At 71.7% G+C, this 22,576-nt stretch carries 19 protein-coding genes; 5 read left to right on the plus strand and 14 right to left on the minus strand.

The features are described from left to right. From ACO073_RS30940 to ACO073_RS30955, 4 genes are all read right to left on the minus strand, one after another. Complete coding sequence (locus ACO073_RS30940; RefSeq protein ID WP_422003397.1) at positions 1-1,341, minus strand: protein kinase domain-containing protein; 1,341 nt, start codon at positions 1,339-1,341, stop codon at positions 1-3. Positions 1,342-1,358: 17 nt separating this feature from the next. Then, complete coding sequence (locus ACO073_RS30945; RefSeq protein WP_422003398.1) at positions 1,359-2,234, minus strand: c-type heme family protein; 876 nt, start codon at positions 2,232-2,234, stop codon at positions 1,359-1,361. A gap of 16 nt (positions 2,235-2,250) precedes the next feature. Further along, on the minus strand, positions 2,251-3,333 hold the full coding sequence (locus tag ACO073_RS30950) for a peptidoglycan-binding protein (protein ID WP_422003399.1): 1,083 nt from the start codon (positions 3,331-3,333) through the stop codon (positions 2,251-2,253). A gap of 267 nt (positions 3,334-3,600) precedes the next feature. Next, entirely contained in the window at positions 3,601-3,882 is a 282-nt protein-coding gene (locus ACO073_RS30955) for a hypothetical protein (RefSeq protein ID WP_422003401.1), read from the minus strand. A gap of 198 nt (positions 3,883-4,080) precedes the next feature. On the opposite strand from ACO073_RS30955, the gene ACO073_RS30960 reads away from it, so the two are divergent. Continuing rightward, on the plus strand, positions 4,081-5,079 hold the full coding sequence (locus tag ACO073_RS30960) for a transporter substrate-binding domain-containing protein (protein WP_422003402.1): 999 nt from the start codon (positions 4,081-4,083) through the stop codon (positions 5,077-5,079). Positions 5,080-5,095: 16 nt separating this feature from the next. Next, positions 5,096-6,142 (plus strand): MBL fold metallo-hydrolase, encoded by a 1,047-nt coding sequence (locus ACO073_RS30965; protein WP_422003404.1) that lies wholly within the window; start codon positions 5,096-5,098, stop codon positions 6,140-6,142. Here ACO073_RS30965 and ACO073_RS30970 read toward each other — a convergent pair. From ACO073_RS30970 to ACO073_RS30980, 3 genes are all read right to left on the minus strand, one after another. Further along, on the minus strand, positions 6,099-6,407 hold the full coding sequence (locus ACO073_RS30970) for a hypothetical protein (RefSeq protein WP_422003405.1): 309 nt from the start codon (positions 6,405-6,407) through the stop codon (positions 6,099-6,101). The genes ACO073_RS30965 and ACO073_RS30970 overlap by 44 nt on opposite strands. 2 nt (positions 6,408-6,409) lie before the next feature. After that, entirely contained in the window at positions 6,410-7,192 is a 783-nt protein-coding gene (locus ACO073_RS30975) for a DUF899 domain-containing protein (protein WP_422003407.1), read from the minus strand. A gap of 96 nt (positions 7,193-7,288) precedes the next feature. Further along, positions 7,289-7,705 (minus strand): GFA family protein, encoded by a 417-nt coding sequence (locus ACO073_RS30980; RefSeq protein WP_422003408.1) that lies wholly within the window; start codon positions 7,703-7,705, stop codon positions 7,289-7,291. An 83-nt stretch (positions 7,706-7,788) separates the two neighbouring features. Here ACO073_RS30980 and ACO073_RS30985 point away from each other — a divergent pair, with 83 nt between their 5' ends. Both ACO073_RS30985 and ACO073_RS30990 read left to right on the plus strand, forming a co-directional pair. Further along, entirely contained in the window at positions 7,789-9,009 is a 1,221-nt protein-coding gene (locus ACO073_RS30985) for a helix-turn-helix domain-containing protein (protein WP_422003410.1), read from the plus strand. A gap of 53 nt (positions 9,010-9,062) precedes the next feature. Then, complete coding sequence (locus tag ACO073_RS30990; protein WP_422003411.1) at positions 9,063-9,698, plus strand: glutamine cyclotransferase; 636 nt, start codon at positions 9,063-9,065, stop codon at positions 9,696-9,698. A gap of 2 nt (positions 9,699-9,700) precedes the next feature. On the opposite strand, the gene ACO073_RS30995 is transcribed toward ACO073_RS30990, so the two are convergent. From ACO073_RS30995 to ACO073_RS31015, 5 genes are all read right to left on the minus strand, one after another. After that, the gene (locus ACO073_RS30995; RefSeq protein WP_422003413.1) at positions 9,701-10,117 is read right to left on the minus strand and encodes a hypothetical protein; all 417 of its coding nucleotides are present in this window, start codon (positions 10,115-10,117) and stop codon (positions 9,701-9,703) included. Between the two features lie 35 nt (positions 10,118-10,152). Further along, positions 10,153-12,384: a protein kinase domain-containing protein gene (locus ACO073_RS31000; RefSeq protein WP_422003414.1), complete on the minus strand. Its 2,232-nt coding sequence runs from the start codon at positions 12,382-12,384 to the stop codon at positions 10,153-10,155. Between the two features lie 162 nt (positions 12,385-12,546). Further along, positions 12,547-13,416, minus strand: a complete 870-nt coding sequence (locus tag ACO073_RS31005; RefSeq protein WP_422003416.1) for an efflux RND transporter periplasmic adaptor subunit — start codon at positions 13,414-13,416, stop codon at positions 12,547-12,549. Beyond that, positions 13,413-13,646 (minus strand): DUF1656 domain-containing protein, encoded by a 234-nt coding sequence (locus tag ACO073_RS31010; RefSeq protein ID WP_422003417.1) that lies wholly within the window; start codon positions 13,644-13,646, stop codon positions 13,413-13,415. The genes ACO073_RS31005 and ACO073_RS31010 overlap by 4 nt, the downstream gene beginning before the upstream one ends. Beyond that, positions 13,643-15,823 (minus strand): FUSC family protein, encoded by a 2,181-nt coding sequence (locus ACO073_RS31015; RefSeq protein WP_422003418.1) that lies wholly within the window; start codon positions 15,821-15,823, stop codon positions 13,643-13,645. Before ACO073_RS31015 ends, ACO073_RS31010 begins: the two co-directional genes overlap by 4 nt. Positions 15,824-16,080: 257 nt before the next feature. Here ACO073_RS31015 and ACO073_RS31020 point away from each other — a divergent pair, with 257 nt between their 5' ends. Beyond that, positions 16,081-18,762, plus strand: a complete 2,682-nt coding sequence (locus tag ACO073_RS31020) for a cation-translocating P-type ATPase (RefSeq protein WP_422003419.1) — start codon at positions 16,081-16,083, stop codon at positions 18,760-18,762. Positions 18,763-18,807: 45 nt separating this feature from the next. Here the strand turns inward: ACO073_RS31020 and ACO073_RS31025 are convergent, their stop codons facing one another. Beyond that, positions 18,808-19,323, minus strand: a complete 516-nt coding sequence (locus tag ACO073_RS31025) for a hypothetical protein (RefSeq protein ID WP_422003421.1) — start codon at positions 19,321-19,323, stop codon at positions 18,808-18,810. A gap of 18 nt (positions 19,324-19,341) precedes the next feature. After that, positions 19,342-22,560: a DUF6519 domain-containing protein gene (locus tag ACO073_RS31030; protein WP_422003422.1), complete on the minus strand. Its 3,219-nt coding sequence runs from the start codon at positions 22,558-22,560 to the stop codon at positions 19,342-19,344. Positions 22,561-22,576: the final 16 nt, after the last annotated feature.

A 22,576-nucleotide genomic window follows, 5' to 3' on the forward strand; every position in this document is an offset into this window, starting at 1 on the left:
TCAGCCGTCCAGGCGACGGCGGAGGAAGGCCGTCTTTTCGGCCGGCGCGTCGATGTGCTCGGCCAGGACCTGCCACAGCGCCTCCACCGACGACGCGGTGCGCGCCGCGCGCCGGACGAGGACACGGGCAACCGGGCCGACATGATGGGTCAGCGCCTGCTCGACGCGGGCGAGCTCGCCGGCGTCGAACGACGACGGCGGTCCGGTGCCGGTGGGCGTTTCGGTCGGCAGTGACGCCAGGGGAACGAGCGCCGTCGCCTCGCGGCGGAAGCGCTCGCGTTCCGGCCCGGCGGGAACGGCCGCGACCAGTGCGGCGACCAATGCCTCGGGCGAGCCGCGGGCCGCCGCATCGCGGACCAGGATGCGGGCGATCGGCCCGACATAGCCCGCCAGCGTGCGCTCCAACGCCTGCAAGGCCGGCGGGCCGACGCCCGGCTGCCGCGCGCTGTCGGCGGCTGGTGCCTTGGCCACGACGGTCGACAGGTCCGGAGCGGCCGTGCCCGCGGCGGGGTCGCCGCTGTCGCCGCGCAGATGCCGCAGCGCCTCCGCCATCTCCTGACTGGACTCGAAGCGGTCTTCGGGATGCTTGCCGGTGGCGCGCTCGAGCACGAACTGCAGGCGCGGCGCAGCACTGCGCACTGGCGCCGGCAGGAGGGGCAGGCGATCGTTCAGGATGCGGTGGGCGACCTCGGCGGCGGTGGCGCCGGAGAAGGCGCGCACGCCCGACACCATCTCGAACAGGGTGACGCCCACCGAGAAGAGGTCGGAGCGCGCGTCGACGGGGCCGCCGCGGCATTGCTCGGGCGACATGTAGTTCGGCGTGCCCATGGAGGAGGACACGCTGGTGACGTCGGTGTTGGCGAAGCGGGAGATGCCGAAGTCGGCGACCTTCGCCCGCCGTTGCGGCGTCAGCATGATGTTGGCCGGCTTGATGTCCTGGTGGATGACGCCGTGCTCGTGGGCGGTTGCCAGCGCGTCCAGCACCTGAACGATGACGTCGATGGCATCGCTTACCGACAGCGCGCCGTCGCTCAGCAGCTGGCGCACGTTGGGACCGTAGACGAACTCCATGGCGAGGAACGGCTGGTCCTCGTGGAGCGCGAAATCGTAGATCGCGATGATGTTGGGATGGGCGCAGCGTGCCGCCGCCTGGGCCTCCCGGCGGAAGCGGCGGATGTATTCCGCGCGGTCCGCACTGCCCATCAGCCTCGTGGAGATGAGCTTGATGGCCACGGTGCGGCGGATGTCGGGATCGTGGGCCTTGTAGATCTGGCCCATGCCGCCCGCGCCGACCAGACTCTCGACGACGTAGCGGCCGATCCGGATGGGGACCTCTTCCATGGGAGACCTCGGTTGCGTCAGGCGCCCTCGAGCATGCGCATGGCGTTCTGCAGGCTGCGGTGCATGAGGTTGAACGAGCGGCCGAGCGAGGAAATCTCGTCGCGGCCCTTCACGTTGTACTCGGGAACGTCGGGCTTGCCGCTGCTGACGTCGCGCGCCAGCACCGTGATCTGCTGGATCGGGCGCAGGATCAGGAAGTGCATCAGCCCGTTCAGCACGACCAGCATGGCGAGGAAGGCGGCGCTGAGCGCGCCGGCAAAGGCGAGCAGCGCGTGGTCGGCGCGCGCCAGGGCCAGCGTCATCGGAACCGAGACGACCTGGGCGCCGATGACGTCGCCGACCGTCCAGCCGAAGCCGTTCTCCTTGCCGTAGAGGTCGACCAGCGTCGCCGGGGCCTCGGCCGGGGTCGAGTGGCAGGCGAGGCAGGCGCGGTCGGTCAGCCGGAAGGGCCGGGCGAAGGTGAGGAACTGGCCGCCCGGCGTGTCGCGCGTCAGGACGACCTGGTCGAGGTCGCGGTCGCGCTTGAAGGTGGCGATGATGTCGGCCTCCCAGTCCGTCGCGCGGTCGGCGGGGTTGGTCGGATTGAGCGCGGCTTCCTTGTAGGAATAGTCGGGATAGTCCTTCTGCACCTGACGCAGCACCGTGTGCGCCGACCAGGACGGCACCGAGTGCGGCAGGAACCGAACCGTGAGCTGGTCGGCGAGCAGCGGCCGGACCTCGTTCTGGGTGTAGCTGCGCACCGCGGTGCCGGCGCGCATCAGCAGGGTCGCCTCGTTCAGCACCTGGCGCCGCGCTTCGTCCCGCGTGATCTCGCGCGCCAGGAGCGTCGCCGCCGCGAGGCCGACGACGAACGCCGCGATCATCGCCAGGTTGAACTTGGTCCGCAGCCCCATGGCGTGCCTCCCGCTGTCAGCGTGCTCGTTCCATCAGCCTGCCCGCCTGCTCGGCGTTCAGGTGGCCGGTCAGCTCGGCCTTGATCTCGAACTGGAAGCGACGGATGGCGGCGCGCGTCTCGGGGCCGAACACGCCGTCGATGCCGCCGCCGTAGTAGCCGATGGCGGCCAGCGCCATCTGGACCTGCCGTCGCTGGCGCTCGGACATGCGGTCCTCGTCGACCATCGCCGGGGCGGGTGGTGGAGGCGGCGGAGGCGGAGGGGCCGTCGCCTCGGAACGCGCGGGCGGCGCGCTGGCCGGCGGCGGTGCCCGCTCGGGTTCGGCGGGTCGCGGCGTTGGCCGTTCGGCCGCGCGTTCGGGCGCGCGTTCGGCTTCCGGCACAAGGGCCGCGTCGCCGGTCGCCGCCACGATCTGGGCATCGAGCCCGTCCCGGACCAGGCGGGCGCGCAGATGGCCGACGAGTTCCCCGATCCGCGTATCGCCGCCCGCCAGCGCGTCGCGCAGTCCCAGCGCCACGGCGGTGGCGCCGCGGCCGCTGGCCTGGTCGTGGCCGGCGGCGACCACCGCAAAGGGCGAAGGGTCGAACTGACCATCGAGACGGGCGGGGCCCGGCAGGGCCGGGTTCGCCGGCGTGAACAGGTCGAGCAGGAGCAGGCCGGCGCCGTCGCGCGCGCGTTGCAGGCTGGCCACCACGCTCTTGACGATCACGCCCTGGCTCAGCACGTCGTGGTCGCGGGCCAGCGTCGCCGACGTGGGCAGGAGGAAGGTCCGGCTGTTGAAGCCGACGGCGTAGCCGCAGAAGTAGAAGACGACGATCGATCCCGGCGCCGCCGCGGCGCGGCGGGATATCAGGCCGATGGCGCCGTCGAACTCGCCGCGACCGAGATCGCGACGCTCGATGACCTCGAAGCCGCGCGCCTTCAGCGCATCGCGGACCGTCGCCGCTGCCGGCGGGCAGCGCGCGAGCTCACCCAGGCTCGGATAGGCCGCGTTGGACATGATCAGGGCGAGGCGCAGCGGCTCGGCCCGCGCTGCAGACGCACCGAAGCACGCGCAGGCGAGACAGAGGAGGACGATCGTCAGGTGAGCGCGTTTCATGCGAAACCTGTCGTTGACCGCCGTCGCGCGGGCGCTGTCGTTTGCGGCTTGTCCCTTGCCCTACCAGACCAGTCCGGGCGCCCGGGCGTGACTGCGCCGCAGCCCTGCGGCGACGTCCGGCTGATCCTTCGACAAGTGTGGCGGCGGCCCGCCCGTTCGCAAAGGCGCGCACGCCCGGATTAGCGCCGGGGTCACGAATCTCCCGGGGTCACGAAGGTCACAATCCGACGGCGGAGAAAGCGAGGACCGCTGGCCCGCCCAGCGGCGTCAGATCAGCGCCTGGCGCGCCGCCCGCGCGTCGGGGTCGGCCAGGCGGCTGTCGAAGTAGATCAGGGAGGCCGCGCCGTCGAGGCGGGCGCGCAGCATCTGGATGTGGCGCCACGTCTCGTCGGCCAGGACGTAGAAGGCGCCGAGCTGGCGGCCCTGAGAGGCGTCCGTCGGATTGGCGAGGAGGTCGCACTCGGCGTCGTCCGCCGCCTGCTCCATGCCTTCGAGTGCCCGCTCCAGGAAATAGATCCGCAGAGCGATCTGAGATTGGGTTGGTTTCATTCTTGCCCCCGGCGCTGTTCCTAGGTCGCCTGCCGGTGGAACAGCAAGGGCTCTGCCAGCGGAGGGAGACGAGACGTCGCAGCCTTCTCCGGCACCGGCAGACGAGGTGATCGCACCCGATCTGCAACCGTATAATGAGCTGGGGTCTTTCAAGTGGAGGCAAAAAGCATGCGTTTTCCGGGGCCTTTCGTTGCGGCCATGCTCGTCCTGGCAAGCGCCGTTCTCGTGGGCGCCCCCGTTCGGGCCGAGCCCGTCCTCGCGGCGGTGCAGAAGCGTGGCCACCTCCTGTGCGGGGCGAACGGCCATGCGCCGAGCTTCTCGGTCGTCGACGCGCAGGGCCAGTGGTCGGGCTTCGAGGTCGACTTCTGCCGCGCCATCGCGGCCGCCGTGCTGGGCGATGCGACCAAGGTGCATTTCGTGCCGGTGAGCACGGCCGACCGCTTCGATGCCCTGCGGCAGGGTCGGATCGACGTGCTGACCCGCAACACGATCGACACGCTCGAGCGGACGACCGGCACCGGCGTGCGCGACGCTGCCGTGATCTACCTCGACCGCCAGGTCGTCGTGGTCGCGCGGGACCTGCAGGTGGGCAAGCTCGCCGAGCTGAACAAGGGGACGATCTGTACGCTGAGCCGTACGCCTTACGCGACGGCCATCGACGACTGGTTCGGCGCCCGCAACCTCACGGCCAAGACCGTGCTCTTCGACAGCCAGGACGCCCTCTACAAGGCCCTCTACGACGGCACCTGCCGGGCCGTCAGCCAGGTGATGGCGCCGATGGCCAGCACCGTGATCGCCAGCGGCCAAGCGGCCAAGTACATCGTCCTGCCCGATCTCGTGGCGCTGCATCCGCTGGCCGCCTACGTGAAGGCCGGGGACGACCCCTGGTACGACGTCGTGCGCTGGACCTTCAACGCCCTGCTGCACGGCGAGGAGCTGAAGGTCGGTATGACCACCGCCGACGCCGAGCGCAGCTCGGCCAATCCGGAAGTGCGTCGCCTGCTCGGCGTCGAGCCGGCGTTCGGCAAGCTGCTCGGCCTCGACGAGTCCTGGGCCTTCAACCTGCTGAAGCAGGTCGGCAACTACGCCGAGATCTACGAGCGCAACGTCGGCAAGGGCTCGCCGCTCGGGTTCGCGCGTGGCGTCAACGCGCTGTGGAGCGAGGGCGGAATCCTGTTCCCGATGCCGATGCGCTGATCCGGGGAGCATGGACATGACCGAGCCGGTCGCCGTCGAATCGCTGATCGTCGACGTCGTCTCCGACAATGTCAGCGACACCTATGCCAGCAAGACCGCGTTCGCCGTGTCGGAGCTGGCCAACGTGCTGGCCGCCGGCGCGCGCGAGATCTCGGGCGAGACTCTGCTGGTCGCCAACCTCGGCTACGGGCTGCGCCTGCGAACGCGGGCGGGCGGCGTGGCGCACGAGCTGCTGTTCGACACCGGCACCGAGGGCGCGGCCTTCCTGCGTAACTGCCGCAACCTCGGCATCGACCTCGCCGGCGTCGAGGCGATCGCCGTAACGCACGGCCATTGGGACCATATGGGCGCCCTGCCGGCGGCGCTCGGCGCCATCGTCGGCCGGCGCGGCCGCGACAGTTTGCAGGTCCACGTCAATCCCGACATGTTCGTCGAGCGCGGCGTGCTGCTGGCCGACGGCTCGATCTTCCCGGCCGCCAGGGTGCCCGCTCCGGCCGAGATGGCGGCGCAGGGTGCCCGTGTCGTCAACCAGGGCGGATCGCGCCTGCTGCTCGACGGCCATTTCTGGCTGAGCGGCGAGATCCCGCGCGTCACCGCGTTCGAGACCGGCCGCCAGGACCATCTCTGCCGCCGCGACAACGATCCCGACTGGCGGCCCGACCCGCTGCTCATGGACGAGCGCATGCTGGTGGTGAACGTCGCGGGCCTCGGCCTGGTCGTGTTCAGCGCCTGCAGCCATGCCGGCATTGTCAACGTTTGCACCGAGGTGCGCGCCCGGTTCCCCGACCTCCCGATCCATGCCGTTATGGGCGGCCTGCACCTGGGCGGGGTAATGGAGCGGCTGATCCCGTCGACGGTGGAGGGACTGCGGCCCTTCGACATCGGCTACATCATCGCCGGTCACTGCACCGGCTGGCGGGCGCTGCATGCGCTCGCCAATGCCTATGGCGAGCGGGTCAGCCAGTCGGCCGTGGGCACGCGCTACACGTTCGACGTGTCCATGGCGACCGCGCCGGGAGTCACGTCCGCGCCCACCGGCTTTGCCGGCGAGCCGACCTGGTGACGGGCAGGCGCCGCAACCACGGACCGGCGTGGAAGGCGGCCATCAGCAGGTACATCGGCACCATGCCGCCGATCGGCAGGCCGCCCGGCGCTGCCGCGCATAGCGCGTCGACTGGCCCGCCGCCCATCGCCGTGAGAAGCGCCATGGCGGCGAAGGTCGGGGCGGCCGCTAGCGCCAGGCCCTCGGCCAGGCTGCGGCCGGCGGCGGCGAGGCCCGCGGGGCGCGGGCCTCCCTCGTTGCGGTCGTCGGTCGGGACGCACGTCACGGTCAGCCCGCGCAGCAGGCCTTGGCCGCGGCCGCCGTCTCGTAGCGGTCATGGTGGCGCACCCAGGCCATGGTGAAGTCGAGCCCGTCCTCGTCGCGGCCCTTGGCCGTGAGGTCGAGCAGCCGGTAGGTGTGCATCATCACCTCGACGCCGCGGCCGAAGGTCGAGTAGGTGAGGAACACCGTACCGTCGTCGCCCTTCCAGAAGGCGCTGATGCCGGGCATCTCCTGGCCCGGCGGCTTGCTGCCGAAATTGTAGTCGGCGGTGCCGTCGGCGAGCTGCTCGGGCGTGAAGCTCACGTGGAAATCGTAGTTGAAGCTGGTCCCGTGCGAGGAGACCCACGGAAAGCTCCAGCCCATGCGCTTGCGGAAGCGCTCGATCTCCTCGAGCGGCGCGCGGCTCACCGCCACGAAGGCCGTGTCGCGATGGGCGAGGTGCACCAGAGTCGGGTCGGTGTGGTCGGCCATGTAGGAGCAGCTCTTGCAGCCCGCCTCCCAGCCGGGCCCCATCATGAAGTGCTGCAGGACAAGCTGGCGATGGCCGCCGAACAGGTCGGCGAGCGGGCGCCGCCCGGTCGGCGTGTCGAAGCGGTAGTCCTTGTCCATGCGTACCCAGGGCAGCGCGCGTCGTTCGCGGGCGACGGCGTCGCCGAGCCTTGTCAGCTCCTTCTCGCGGGCCATCAGCTTGCGGCGTTCGGTCACCCATTGCTCGGGCGAGACGACGGGATGATGCGGGGCGGGGACAGGGGACTTCGTTGCGGTGATGGTTGCGGTGGCGGTGGTCATGACGGGCTCCTTGGATGGGTTGCCGGTGTCTCGAAGATGGCGCTGGGTGGACGCGGGACGGGAGTTACAAGTGTGGCGGGATTGCCGGGCCGTCGTTCAGCGGGGCGGCATCTTCTCGAAGGCCGGGACGGCCGGATCGGCCATGTCCCAGGGCAGCGTGCGGACAGCGTAGGTCACGGCCTGCGGCTGGTAGCGACCCGGATCGTCAAGGCTGGCGGCATGCACGGTGAAGAGGCTCGGCATCGCCTTGAAGGTCATGTAGACGGGGCAGCCGCAGGTCGGGCAGAAGGCGCGGGTTTTCACGTTGCCGCTGTCGCCCGCGAGGTCCCAGTGCGTGGCCTGGCCGTCGATCGACACTCGGCTGCGGCCGGCGAAGGTCAGGTAGGAGCCGTGGCCGGTGCCGCTCTTGCGCTGGCAGTCGCGGCACCGGCAGTCGTTCATGAACATCGGTTCGCCGATGATCTCGTAGCGGATCGCGCCGCAGGCGCAGCCGCCGGTATAGGGTTCGGTCATGTCGTGTCTCCTCGGGATCGTGACGCGCTACACTTGCGGCGGGATGCCCGACCGGTGGGAGTTACAAGTGTGACGGGATTGCCGTGGACTCGCTGATCACGGCCGCGGCGCGGGCGCTGGCGGCCGGCGATCCGCTGGGTGCGCTCAACCGGGTGGCGCTGCGCGAGGATGCGCCGGCGCTGGCGCTGCGCGGCATCGCCATGGCCCAGCTCGGCGACTTCCCGCGCGCCAAGGCGCTGCTGAAGCGCGCCGCCCGCGCTTTCGGGCCGCGCGAGGCGGTCGCGCGTGCCCGATGCGTCGTCGCCGAGGCCGAGATCGCGCTCGCTGCCCGCGAGCTCGGCTGGCCGCCGCGCGCGCTCGACGCGGCGCGCGCCACGCTGGAGCGACATGGCGACCGGCTGAACGGTGCGCATGCGCGCCATCTCGCGGTCCGTCGCCTGCTGCTGCTGGGCCGGCTCGATGAGGCCGAGCAGGGGCTGGCCGCGATCGATCCAGCACCCTTCCCACCGGCGGCGCAGGCCGTCCATGAACTGGTGGCCGCCGGCATCGCGCTGCGTCGTCTCAGCACCGCGCCGGCGGGCGCGGCCCTGGCCCGCGCCCGCGCGGCGGCCCGCCGGGCCGGCAATCCCGCGCTGCTGGCCGAGGTCGCGGGCGCCGAGCGTGTGCTCGCGGCGCCGGCGGCGCGGCTGGTGGCCAACGGCGCCACGCGGCCGCTGCGGCTGGACGAGGTCGAGGTGCTGCAGGCCTCCGACGCGTTGCTCGTCGATGCCTGCCGCCTTGTCGTGCGACGGCGCGGGGCCGTCGTCGCGCTGGCCGGCCGCCCGGTCCTGTTCGCCCTGGCGCGCACGCTCGGCGAGGCCTGGCCCGGGCCCGCCGATCGCGCGACCCTGCTCCGCCAGGCGTTTGGCGCCCGCGAGGCCGACGACTCGCACCGCGCGCGATTGCGCGTCGAGATCGGTCGCCTGCGCGCCAAGCTTCGGCCGCTCGCCGCCATCGAGGCGACGGCCGAGGGCTTCGCGCTGCGGCCGCAGGGCAGGGGCACCGTCGCGGTCCTGGCCCAGCCGCTCGACGAGCCGCACGGCGATGTCCTGGCCTTCCTGGCCGACGGCGAGGCCTGGTCGAGCTCGGCGCTCGCGCTGGCGCTCGGTGCCAGCCAGCGCACCGTGCAGCGCGCGCTCGACGCGCTCGCCGAGGCCGGCAAGGTCCAGTCCTTCGGCCGCGGCCGTGCGCGCCGCTGGCTGACCCCGCCGGTGCCGGGATTCACGACGACCTTGTTACTCCCGGCGCCGCTGCCCGGCGACTAGCTTCGGCCTTGTGCCCAGGATCGGCGGGACGAAGCCAGCAGAAGGATGATGCCATGACCAACGCCCCCGCCGAAATCCTCGGCGAATTCGGCCCCTTCACCGAGGCGCCCGATGTCCACGGCGTGACCTTCGACGGCAGGAACATCTGGTTCGCGTCGGGCGACCGTCTGAATGCGCTCGATCCGGAGAGCGGCGCCATCGTGCGCTATCTCGCCGCCCAGGCCCATGCCGGCACCGCCTTCGACGGCCGCCACATCTTCCAGCTCTTCGAGAAGCGCATCCAGAAGATCGACCCGCAGACCGGCAAGGTGCTCGCGACGATCCCGGCTCCGGGCGACGGCGGCGATTCCGGCATGGCCTGGGCCGAGGGATCGCTGTGGGTGGGCCAGTACCGCGCGCGCAAGATCCATCAGGTCGATCCCGAGACCGGAAAGGTGCTGCGCACGATCGAAAGCGACCGCTTCGTCACCGGCGTGACCTGGGTCGACGGCGAGCTGTGGCACGGCGTCTGGGAAGGCGAGGAGAGCGAGCTGCGCCGCATCGATCCCGAGTCGGGCAAGGTGCTTGACGGGCTCGCGATGCCGCCCGGCGCCATGGTCTCGGGCCTCGAGTCCGACGGGGGCGAGCGCTTCTTCTGCGGCGGCGGCCGCAGCGGCAAGGTGCGGGTCGTGCGTCGCCCGCGGCGTTGAGCTCAGGCCTTCCTGAAGGTGAAATGACAAGTCCGGCCCTGGGTGCGCAGGCCTGCGCCGCGGGTGCCGACGAACCGCGCCGAGACGGGATAGCTGAACTTGCTGCCCGGCTGGCCGAATCCCACCGTGTAGTCGGACTTGCCGTTGAGGCCCGAGGCCGTCAGCGTCGCCGTGCCGTCGGGATTGATCCGCCCGGTGAGCGTCAGCGACGATGGCTGGTCCCTGGTGCCGTACTGGCCGACCAGCCGTCCGTCCTTCACCGTGGCGTCGTAGAGCCACTTGAAGCCGCGGGCGCCGCCCGGTGCGGGCTCGCACTCCTGGGTGACGCTCCAGGTGCCGTCGAATGAAGCGGCCCGCGCCGACTGCGGGGCCAGGGCGATCGCGGCCAGGGCGGCGACCAGTGTTGCGCGACGGCGCATCTCGGTTCTCGCGGGAATGATCTGGTGCATGCGGCCTACCGGCACTGGATGGTGAGCGTGAAGTCCCGGCCGTTCGGACCGGCGCGGCCGGATGCGGTCAGCACGTTGCCCTCGAGCCGGCCGGTCATCAGTGCCGTGAACCGCCGGTTGACGTGGGTCTGCTGGCCGATGCCGTTGAAGGTGACCTGCACGTTGCCGGCGGCGTCGATGTTTCCGGTGAAGCTCTGGTGCTCCTTCGAGGCCTGCGACGTCCAGCCGCCCGAGATCACCCCGTTGCTGATCGTGGCGTTGGCCTGCCAGCAGCTCGGCGGGAATCCCTCATAGGCGCCGCGGCACCACTGGACCCGTTGGGCGCCGTCGCACCGCGTCGTGCCCTTGGCCGCTGTCGGTGGCGTTGTCGATGGCGTCGGAGCTGCCGCTGACGGCGTCGAAGCCGCCGCTGATGGCGTCGGGGCCGGTGGCACGGCGGCGAGACGACGCCGCTCCTCGTCCTGGCGGGCGAGCGCCGGTGCGGCGTCCTGCAACAGCGCCCCCTGCGAGTCCGCCGACAGGTACCCCGTGGCAACGCGGCCGGCTTTCCTCTGCCAGGCCGCGATCATCTCGCGCGACCGGGGCCCCAACACGCCGTCGCTGCCGCCGGTCGGGAACCCCAGCGCGGTCAGCGCCGTCTGGATGCGCTGGCGGTCGGCCGTGCCGAGGTGGAGCGCCGTTTCTGTCGCTTCGGCGCCCTTGAGATCGGCTTCCTCGGCCTGCCGGCGCGCGGCGGCCTCTTCTTCCGCCTTCTTGCGCGCGTCGGCTTCGGCCTGCTGCCGGGCCGCGGCAGCGGCCGCCGCCTCGGCAGCCGCCTGGCGGCGCACCTCTTCGACGGCCTGTCGACGGGCCGCCTCTTCCGCCGCCGCCTTCTGGCGCAACTCCTCGGCGATCTGCTGCCGCAACGCCGCTTCCTCGTCCGCCTTGCGCCGCGCGTCAGCCTCGGCGCGCAGGCGCGCGGCTTCCTCGGCGGCGGCCTGCTGCGCCCGCCTCGCCTCGTCGAGCTGCTCCTGCAGACGATCGGGGACGGGAGGCGGGACAGGCGCCACTGCCGCGACGGCCGGTGTCGATGCCGGTGCCGGCCCAGGCGACGGATCGGGTGCCGGCGGGGAAGGCGCCGCGGCGATCGCTGCTGGAGCGGGCGACGGAGACGGGGGCGCTGGCGTAGCGGGGCCGCCGAGGGCGAACCAGCCGCCCGCCGCCAGCAGGCAGAGGCCGACGACGCCTGCGGCAAGCATCGCCGCTGGACGCCGGCCGGGCGTCGCTGCCGTCGTCATCGTCGCCGTCGTCATCGTCGCCGCCGTCGACGTCGCGCGCGGCATCATTACGGTCGCCGCCGGCCCGCCGGTGTCGGTCGCAGGCGCCGACAGGACCTGTCGCCACGCCGCCACCGATTGGGGCCGGTCGGCGGCGCGTACGGCGAGGCCGGCATCGATGCCGGCCAGCAGCGACCGCGGCCCGGCCGGACCGGCGCCGTCGGCAAGCGGCACGTAGGTATCGTCGACCACCCGGTCGATGGCATTGGGCGGTGCAAGGCCGGTGAGGGCGTGATGCATCGTGGCGGCGAGGCCGTAGATGTCGGTCCACGGTCCCTGCGTGGCGGCCGTGAACTGCTCGACCGCGGCGTAGCCCGGCGTGAAGATCGCCGTCATCGCCTGCGACCGGCCGGCGACGGCGGCGCGGGAGGCGCCGAAATCGATCAGGACCGGACGGCCCGCAGCGTCGATCAGGATGTTGGCGGGCTTGATGTCGCGGTGGAGGAAGCCCGCGGCGTGGACCTGCTCCAGCCCGTCGAGGAGGACGGGCAGGATCTCGCCGAGGCGCGCGGCGTCGAGCGGACCCTGCCGCTCGATCTCGTCCTGCAGGGTGCGGCCGCGCACCAGCTCCATGACGAGATAGGCCGTGCCATGGGCCTCGAGGAAGTCGTGCACCTGCACGACGCCGGGAACGCGATGGAACGAGGCCAGCGTGCGTCCCTCGGCGATGAAGCGGTCGCGGCCCCAGGCGAAGTCGGCGGCCGCGCTGCCCGAGCGCGGGACCACGGTCGTGCCGTCCTGGCGTACCGCGAGCGCTGCCGGCAGATACTCCTTGATGGCGACCTCGCGCCCGAGCTCGCTGTCGACGGCGCGGTAGGTGATGCCGAAGCTGCCCTGTCCGAGGACGGCGACGACGCGGTACCGGCCGATCATCCGGTCCGGCTGCAGCGAGACGAAATCCGTGCCGCTGTCCCCGCTCACCGCGGCCTCCGCCCGCGAAGCCACTCGGCCATGGCGCCTGCTCTCTCCCCACGGGGATGACCCCTGCGGACGAAAGCAATCCGGGAGACCGGCTTCAATCGACCAATCTGGACCCAGCGCAGGACAATGTGCCGGCGCCGGCGGTTGACGGCGACCGGAGGGCTACTTCCGGTCCTCGACGATGGTCACGGTCGCGGTCAGGCCGGCGACCAGGCGCACGCCGGGCGGGACCTTGCCCAGCGCGATGCGCACCGGAACGCGCTGGGCCAGCCTCACCCAGGTGAAGTTCGGGTTGATGTTGGCGAGCTGGCCGACCGCGTCGACATCGAGCTCGGCGATGCCGCGGCTCATGCCCTGGACCGTGCCGTCGAACACCACGTCGCCGGCCATGAGCTGGACCCGTGCGCGGTCGCCGACATGGATGCGCGGCAGCTTGGTCTCCATGAAGAAGGCATCGACGTAGAAGCTGTCGCTGTCGACCACCACCACGATCGGCGTGCCCGCCCGCGCGTAGTCGCCCACCGTGGCGGTGAGGTTGGCGACGAAGCCGTTCACCGTCGAGCGAACCTCGGTGCGCTGCAGGTTGATGTTCGCGGTCCTGAGCGCGGCCAGCGCCTGGTCGAGCTCGGCCGCTGCCACGGCCGCCGTCGCCCGGCTGGTCTCGACCTGGACCTGGGTGATGGCGCTGGAATCGGCGCGGGCAAGGTCCTCGTCGCGGCGTGCGTTGTCGCGGGCCAGCACGAGGCTGGCGCGCTTGTTCTCGACCAGCGCCTGGGCCTGCGCGACGGCCGCCTCGAACCGGTCGCGCTCGATGACGAACAGCACGTCGCCTTTCTTGACCGCCTGGTTGTCGATGACATTGACGGCGGAGACCAGGCCGGCGACGTCGGGCGCGACATTGACGATGTTGGCGCGCACGCGCGCGTCGCGCGTCCACGGCTCGTACATGTAGAGGTCCCACAGCCGCCAGATGACCAGGGCGGCGCCGGCGACCACGGCCAGGGTCAGGACGATGCCGACGAGACGCCTCACCAGAGCCAACGCGTGCCCCCCGAGAAGACCAGGATGCCGAGGAAGACGACGAACAGGGCCGCGTCGAACAGCGGCCGGTGCCAGACGAAGGCATAGAAGCCGATCCGGCCGAGGCCCCAGCGCAGGACGACGAACGGCACCAGCACGACCAGCATCCAGAGCAGGATCGGCGGCAGGTAGAAGCCGAAGAAATCGAGGGGCCGCAGGCTTTCGATGTCGAGGCCGGTCATGCGCGGACTCCCGGCAGCCGGAAGGTCAGGAAGGCGCGGTCGATGGCGAGCCGGTCGGCGAGGAAGCGCAGCGAGGCGAGCGCATGCAGGACGTCGATCGTGGCGGATGCGTCGCGGAGTGTCGCCCGGGTGGCGTCGACCGCGGCGAGGCAGTCGTCGACGACGGCGCCGCGCGCCGCCGGCATCTCGGTCCGGCGCAGTCGCTCGAAACCCGCGGCGAGGTGCTCCAGACAGGCGGCGAGGGCCGACCGCGCGGCATCGGGCAGGTCGGGCGAGGCCAGTCGCGCGCGCAGGCGGGCGAGCTCGAGGCTCATCGAGGCGGCGCCGAAGCTGCCGTTCATCACCTCGTCGTCGGCCGGCCGCCGCAGATCGAGGCGCGGCATCAGCCTGAGGAGCGCGAGCAGAATCGGCGTGCGCGCGCCGCGCTCGGGCCGCTCCCCACGGGCCGCGCCGGGCAGGGCAGTCAGGACCTCTCGCCATTCGCGACGACGCATCGCGCCGTGATCATAGGGCAGGATCAGCTCGATCGCGAGCACGCCGGCCGCGAGGCCGAGCAGCAGGCCGAGCGAGCCGTCGACATAGGTCGCGGTGTCGAAGGACGGCAGGTTGGAGAGGCCGAGCTGCGAGGCATAGAAGGCGGCGAAGGCGGTGGCGATCATGCCCCAGGTCGCGTTGGTCATGAACATGCCGACCGGGATCATGACGATGCCGAGAAGGGCGGCCAGGGCGACGAAGTCGCCGAGCTGGGGCAGGAGGAAGGCGCGGGCGAAGAAGGCGACGATCATCGCCAGGACGACGCCGACCACGTAGTCGGTGGCCTGCTTCACCTGGTTCGGGGCCGAGATGAACATCACGATCACGATGGCAAGGCCCGTCATCGCCGATACGCCGGCGGTCCAGGCCGAGGCCAGCCAGTAGGCGCCGACCACGAGCAGGGCGGAGGCGGCGCGCACCGCCTGCACCAGCGCCGCCCGCGGGTCGGGCCGCAGGCCGGAGAAGACCAGCCATACCGGCTCGCCCGCCGATGCCGAGCCGGACGGGTCGGAGCCGGTGGCGGCCGCCACGACGCGCGACAGCGCCTCGACCATGTCGTCGGTGCGGTGGAGCACCAGCAGGCCGTTGGCCAGGACCTCCGCGTCCTCGGTCGCCGCCATCGCCTCGAGCTGCCGGCGCATTTCGTCGAGCCGGCGGCGCATGTCCTGGAGGCGGGCGCCGACGGCAGGCGCGAGGGGGCCTTCGCGATCGGCCGCGATTTCCTCCAGCTGGTCCGCGACGTCGCGCAGCGCCGGGTCGAGCAGCCGGGCGATGGCGGGATCCTCGTCCTGGCGCAGGAATTCCAGCCGGACATGCAGGCCGCGGGCGACCGACATCAGGCCGAGGAAGGCACCGATCACGCGTGCCAGCGACCCGTCCTCGCGCCGCAAGGTTGCGCTTTCGAACACCGCGTAGGAGCGCAGCGCGTCGAACTTCAGGACATCGGCCGCCATGCGCTGGCGCATGCGGGTGAAGTCGGCATCGGGCGTGCCCGGGCGCAGCACGATGGCGGCATAGCGGGCCAGGCCGGCGAAGGTATCGTCCAGCGAAGCGCCGAGCGCGTCGCGCGCATAGCGCGGCAGGATCAGGGCATGGACGAGGCCGGCGCAGACAATGCCCAGGATCACCTCGGTCGCTCGGTCGGCGGCCAGGCTCCAGCCCAGCGCCGGCGCGGCCATCGATTCGAAGGCGATCATCGGGGCCGAGAAGCCGGCGAGCGCGAAGCCGTAGGAAGCATAGTTGCGGGTCAGCGTGGCGCCGAAGGCACAGGCGCCGATCCAGAGCGCCATGACGAGGATGAAGAGGGGGCCCGCCTGGGCGAGCAGGCCGACACAGAAGATGGCGAAGGCGGCGCCGACGACGGTGCCGGCGATGCGGTAGGCGCCCTTCGACCATAGCGCCCCGACCAGCGGCTGCGAGACGAGATAGGCGGTGATGACCGACCATTGCGGCTCGTTCACCTCGAGCCAGTAGGAGGTGAGCAGGGCCAGGATCGCCGCGGCGAAGGTCTTGAGAGAGAAGAGCAACCCCGCGAGACCGTCGGTCACGACCGCCGGGAGGGGCGGGCCCGGCGCGACCCGGGCTCCCCGCGGCGGGAGCAATCCGCGCGGGGGCTGCAGCGCCTCGACCTGCCTGTCACTCATGGACGACACTAAAGCATACTTCGTTCCGCGCGGATCATCGGAATGGACCGTGCCGGGCCGGCTGGCCGCGATCGGGCGTCCTTGATCCGTCGTCCTTGATCTGTAGCAAGGGCGTTGCGGCGCCTGCGTTCCATAGGATGGAGGTCGCCGGTCGCCGATGCCCGTGCGGCCGATCACGGGCCCGACAAGGAGAGGAACTGCACGCCGATGACCGGCTCACCGCCCCCTGGCCCCGACAGCGTCGCGCCGACCGACTGATGAGCGGCGACGACCATCGCGAGCCGACCGGCGCCAGCGGGCACGGCCTGACGGCCGGCGAGGCGGAGGCCCGGCTGGCGCAGCACGGTCCCAACGCCCTGCCCGAGGTCCGGCCGCCGTCGCTCCCCCTCGTGTTCCTGCGGCAGTTCCTGAGCCCGCTCATCTACGTCCTCGCCGCGGCCGCGCTGGTCTCGCTGCTGATGGGCGACCTCAGCGACGCGCTGTTCATCGGCGTGGTGCTGCTGATGAACGGCGCGATCGGCACGGTCCAGGAGCATTCGGCCAGCCGGGCGGCCGCCGCGCTGCGCGCCATGGAACAGCCGCGGGCCACCGTGATCCGCGACGGCGCGCCGGCCGAGATCGACGCGCGCCGGCTGGTGCCGGGCGACCTGGTCCTGCTCGAGGCGGGCGGCCGCGTGCCCGCCGACCTCCGCCTCCTGGCCAGCAGCGACCTGCAGTGCGACGAGTCGCTCCTGACCGGTGAATCCGCGCCTGTCCGGAAGTCGGCGGCGGCGCCTGTCGGCGAGGCGGAGCGCCGCCCCGACGCCGATCACCGGCTCGCGATGGCCTTTGCAGGCTCGACGATCGTGCGCGGGCGCGCTCGCGGCATCGTGACGGCGACCGGCCGCACCACCGAGATCGGCCGCATCGCCGCCGAGCTCGGCAAGCGGTCGATGACGCAGCCGCCGCTCATCATCCGCATGGAGCGCTTCGCGCGCCTGATCACGCTCGCGGTCGGCGTCGCCGTGGTCCTGCTGGTCCTCGCGGGGCTGATGCGCGACATGGCGCTGCGCGACCTCTTCCTTCTGTCGGTGGCGCTGGCCGTGAGCGCGATCCCGGAGGGTCTTCCGGTCGCCATCTCGGTCGCCCTGGCCATCGGCATGCGCCGCATGGCCGGCGTGCACGTCATCGTCCGCCGGATGGCGGCGGTCGAATCGCTCGGATCCTGCACGCTGATCGCCACCGACAAGACCGGAACGCTGACCCTGAACCAGCTCACGGTCACCGACCTCTGCCTGCCCGACGGGACGTTGCTCGCCTGCGAGGCCGGCGACGACCTCGACGCCTGCGCCGTGGTGCCGACAGAGGGCAGTCCCGAATCGGCGCGCAGGCGCGTGGCGACGCTGCTGCGCTCGGCGGCGCTCCCCAACGAGGCGCGCCTTGTGCGCGAACGCGAAGGCTGGTCCGGGGCCGGCGATTCGGTCGACATCGCGCTCCTGGCGGCGGCGCGCAAGGGTGGCCTGGTCCACGAGGACCTGATGGCCCGCTATCCGCTGGCCAGCCGCATCCCCTACGAGCCCGACCTGCGCTACGCCGCGTCCTTCCATGCGCACGAGGGCGGCATCCGCGTGTTCGTGAAGGGCGCGCCGGAGACCGTCATCGCCATGGCCGACCGCATGGAGGTCGCCGACGGGCTGGTCGCCACCGACCGCGCGCGCCTGCTCGCCCAGAAGGAGGCGCTCGCGGCGCGCGGCCTGCGCGTGCTGGCCTTCGCCGAGGGCGAGATCGCGCCCGAGCCGGAGGGCGGATACGGGCATCGCCACCTGCTCAACCTGGTGTTCGTCGGCCTGGCCGGCATGCAGGACCCGGTGCGCCCCGAAGTGCCCGGCGCCATCCGCGACTGCCGGCGGGCAGGCATCGGCGTCGCCATGCTGACCGGCGACGATCCGCGCACCGCGCTCGCCATCGCCGCCCAGGCTGGCCTCGATGCCGGCGCCGAGGAGGTGGTGACGGGCGACCGCGTCCGCGCCGCCGAGGAAGAAGGCCCCGAGGCGCTCGACCGGCTGACCCGTCGGGCGCGCATCTTCGCCCGCGTCGAGCCGGCGCAGAAGCTCGCCATCGTGATGTCGCAGGCGCGCAACGGCCACTTCGTGGCCGTCACCGGCGACGGCGTGAACGACGCACCGGCGCTGAAGCACGCCCATGTCGGCGTGGCGATGGGGCGCAAGGGTACCGAGGTCGCTAAGGAAAGCGCCGACATCGTCATCACCGATGACAACTTCGCCTCGATCGTCAAGGGCATTGAGGAGGGCCGCGTCGCCTACGCCAACATCCGCAAGATCGTGTTCATGCTGGTGTCGACGGGGGCGGCCGAGCTGATGCTGTTCCTGCTGGCGATCCCCCTCGGACTGCCGATGCCGCTGCTGCCGGTGCAGCTCCTGTGGCTCAACCTCGTCACCAACGGGCTGCAGGACGTGGCGCTGGCGACCGAGCCGGCGGAAGGCGACGAGCTCGCGTACCCGCCGCGGCCGCCGCGCGAGCCGATCTTCGACAGGGTGATGATCCGACGCATCCTGCACTCGACCCTGGTCATGGGCGTGGGCGGCTTCGCGGTCTTCTGGTGGCTGATCGAGCGGGGCACGGGCGAGGCCGAGGCGCGCAACCTCCTGCTGCTGCTGTTCGTGCTGTTCGAGAACTTCCAGACCTTCAACAGCCGCTCCGAGCACCATTCGGTGTTCCGCCAGCGCCTGTTCGCCAATCCGCTGCTGCTGCTGGCCGTGATCGGCGCGCAGGTGCTGCACATCGGCGCCATGCACCTGCCGGTGCTGCGCGACCTGCTCCACATCGCGCCGGTCAGCCTCTCCGACTGGGCGGTGCTGCTGCTCCTCGCCGCCGTGCTGCTCGCCGTCATGGAGGCGGAGAAATGGTGGGACCAGCGGCGGGCGGCGCGAGCGCGGTGAGGCCTGGCGCCTCGGCCGGCCCGAGAGGCGGGCGTTCGGCTCGCCTCAGCCCGCCAGCTTGCGCAGCTGCGTGAGCGCGGCCAGCGTCGCTTTGCTCACCGCCGCGAAGTTCTCCTCGGCCTGCTTGTCGTCACGCTCCTCGCTCGCCATCGCCTCCTGCGCTTCCGTCACCTGGGCGGCGATGTCGCGGTCCTCGCCGACGACGCGCTTGAAGGCCGTGCTCTTGAGCGCCGCGGCGAGGTCGGCGCGGCCGGCGGCGCGCGCCGCGTTGCCTTCCTTGAGGCGGCCCGCCGCGTCGCCGAGCGCGCCGGAGAGCAGGGCGCGGAACTCGTCCAGCGGGGCGGACTGCGCCGACGTTCCGGCGGTCGCCTTGAGGCCTGTCGTCTCGGGCACGAACAGCACCGTGCCCGGCGCGATCCTCTGGAAATCGACGTGGGGATTGAGCGCCTTCACCTGCTCCATCGCCGCCTCGGCCTGGGCGCCGCCGAATCGCGCATCGAGCAGGGCGGTGCCCAGGGACTGGAGCGTGGTCTCGTTCTTGACGGTGAAGGTCCGCGGCATGTTCGTCTCCTCGGGCTCCTAGGCGCGCAGATTGAGGGCATCCCAGGGGGCCGGCAAGGGTGCGCCGGCCAGGGAAATGCCCCTGGTGGTGATGTTGCCCAGCACCGTAGCGGTCTTCGCCGTGGCACCGGTGATCTGGATGGAGAATTCGTTGCCGGTCACCCGGTTGGTGCTGACGATGCAGAGCGGCGTCGCCAGCCGGACGGCGATCTTGCCGTTCAGGCGGGCATCGACGCGGTTGTCGTTGAACAGGCATTGCGCCGCCACCACCTCGACCGCCGGCGCGTCGCCGCGCGAGATCAGGACGTTGCCGAGGACCGAGCCCTGGGCGCCCGGTGGCTGGTTCTCGACCGCTGCGAAGGAGAGGGCAGAAAGATAGGGTCGTCCGGCCCCCAGCACGACGGCCCTGGCCGGCTCGACCCGCACTGTCGTGACCCTGTCGACGCGCTGCAGCGAGGTCTGCGGGTCGACGTCGAGGACGACCAGCGCCTCCCAGTTTCCGTTGCTGCGCTGGGTCGAGGGCGTGGCGTCCCGCTCGACGCGGTTGTGCCCGACCTCGAAGTCGGCGAGCGGGGCGACCAGCATGATGCCGGCGGCGCGGCCGACGAAGTCGCCTGGCGGCGCGAGGTCGGTCACCTCGTTGCCGGAGATGCGGGCGCGCTCGACGCCGATCCCCAGGATGCCGACCTTGAGGGCCGCCTGCACGGCCGTGGCGCCCAGCGAGCGGATCACGTTGCCGGCGATGGTGACCGACTGCGCGCGCGTCACGGCGATGCCCACCAGCGCCGCGCGCGAGCCTTCGCGGCCGGAGTCGATGTTGCGCAGATGGTTGTTCTCGATCGACAGGGACCCGCCATTGGCATTGTCGGTGGAGACGATGCCGCTTCCGCAGCTCTCGATGATGTTCAGCTTCACGATCAGCTCGCGCACCGGCGCGCCGATCACGATGCCCGACCCGCCGAAGCCGGAGATCTGGTTCGCCAGCACCTGGCACTGGTCCGATCCGTTCTTGTCCAGGCCGGTGACCAGCGCGATGGCGATCGACGCATCGGTGGCGGCGCTCGCCGTGTTGACCAGCTTGTTCTCCCCGATCCACGCGCCGTCGACGGCGCAGCGGATGCCGTTGCCGGCGATCGAGAAGCTGTTTCGGCCGATCGCCATCGAGCTGCCGGGGAGACCGAGCCCGGTCGCGCTCATCGCGACCTGCGCGCAGGCGATCGCGTCGTTGCCGGTGATGCGCGTGTTCAGGAGGTGGAGCACGTTGCCGTCGAGGCCGATCGCCTGCTGGGCGCACCACAGGACATTGTCGTCGATCGCCAGGCCGGCTGCCGCCAGGAAGGCGGTCTGGTCGTCGCCCTCGCCGCGCGGCGCGGTGGGATCGTTGGCGAGGATGCCGACCGGGGCGAAGATGGCGTTCTCGGCGATCGACGCGCCTGCCACGATCCCCTGCAGGGAGATCGCCGAGCCGCGGTTGTCGGCGCCGCGGAAGACCGCCAGGGCGAGCTGGCGCAGGACGAGGCCGAGCGCCGTCTGCACGCTGATCGCGGGCTCCCGGCCCAGCGCCAGGATCGCCATGCTTTCGATGCCCACGGCGATGCCGCTGCGGATGACGAAGGCGGCGCCGGCGGTCGCCAGGATGGTGGCCGGCCCCTGGCCGCGAATGCGAACGGAGCGCACGCCGTTCAGCTCGACCGGGCTCGTGAGCGCGTAGGACCCGGCTCCCAGGCAGACCGTGCCGCCGGTCTGCGCGACCTGATTCACGGCATCCTGGATGGTGAACTGGCCACCGGCATGGCTTTCGGCGGTGACGCAGGCCGTGCAGCTGCAGTCGTGGCCTTCGCCGGCCGGCGGCCAGGGATGCCGGCAGTCGACGACGGTGCCCGCGCCGACATCCCAGATGCCGAGGCGGGCGTAGTGGTGATGGATGCCGCGCGGCGGCGCGTGATCAAGCAGCTCGACCGAGGCGTCGGCGGTGCGGGCCGCGAACACCCAGTAGTCGCCGGCCTTGAAGCCCTTGGCGCCGGTCGAGGCGAACGACACGGTGACGCCGTTCTCCAGCAGCAGCGTCGTGGCCGCGGTTGGCACGGCGATGACGCCGGTCGACGTCGCGGCGTCGAGATCCTGGACCTGCACCGGCGTGCCGCCGGCAGCGGTGCGGAACACCGCGCCGTGCTGGTCCCAGCGCCGGACGCGCAGGTTGCGCGCGGCCGGGAAGGCGCTGTTGGGGAAGCTGCCGGGGAGCATCACCGCCGGCAGCGGCGGCGTGAACTGCAGCCGTCGCGTCGCCTCGATCACGGTGACCTTGCGCATCTCGCCGGACGCCTGGGAGAACTCGCGCACGTCGTCCAGGATCTCGACCCAGTCGCCGGTCTTGAACGACAGCACGTCGTCGCGGCCGAGCGTGGCCAGTTCCAGCTCGCTGCCCGACACCATGCTGGCGACGCGGCTGCCGACGCTGGCATTCTCGCGCGACCACTTGAAGGTGGCGGTGCCGCCGGGCTGGCCGGGATCGTGGATCTCGACCCGGTAGAGCTGGTTCTCCAGCCCGCGATAGCCGCCGGTCGGCGGCAGCTCGCAGGGATCGTCGACCGGCGCGATCTCGAAGGTGCCCGTGGTCAGCACGCCGGTGGAGGGCGCGATCGTGTCGGTCCAGCCGGGGAAGTCGGCGTCCGGCGAGGCGCAGGTGGTCGACGCGCCGGCATCCGGGGCGAGCGCCCGAACCTGCCAGACCGTCTGGACGCGCGAGGAGGCGTCGACGCCGACCGCGCTTTCCACCAGGTCGGGCTTCTCGAGGAAGGTCACCTCGCGGTTCCAGACGTCGAGATAGACGAGATGGCGGCCCGCCGTGGGCAGGGCCGGCGGGTTGGGCAGGTAGGGCTGGGCGCCGTAGGGAATCGGATCGGCGAACTGCCGCTCGGCCATCAGCGGATCGAACAGCCGCTTGGCGGGATCGCTGGAGACGGCGCCGTGGTTCTCGGCCAGCAGCCCGTCGACATAGAGTCGCCCCCTGTCGATCGTGAGCGACGAGCCCGAGACCGCGAGCTTGAAGGCATTGACCGTGGTCGAGGATACCGTGGCACGTCCCAGCACGTCGCTGGCCAGCGCGCGCAGGCGCCGGTCGACGATGTCGACCAGCTCGTTGGCATCGGCATCGAGCAGCACACCGCCCTGCTTCAGCGTCACGCCGGCATAGTCCAGCAGCGGATTGAGGCGGATTCGGGAGAAGTCGGTGGCCATGATGGTTCCCCGCTAG

The sequence above is a fragment of the Reyranella sp. genome, from assembly GCF_965229815.1.
In the GTDB taxonomy this organism is placed as follows: Bacteria; Pseudomonadota; Alphaproteobacteria; order Reyranellales; family Reyranellaceae; genus Reyranella.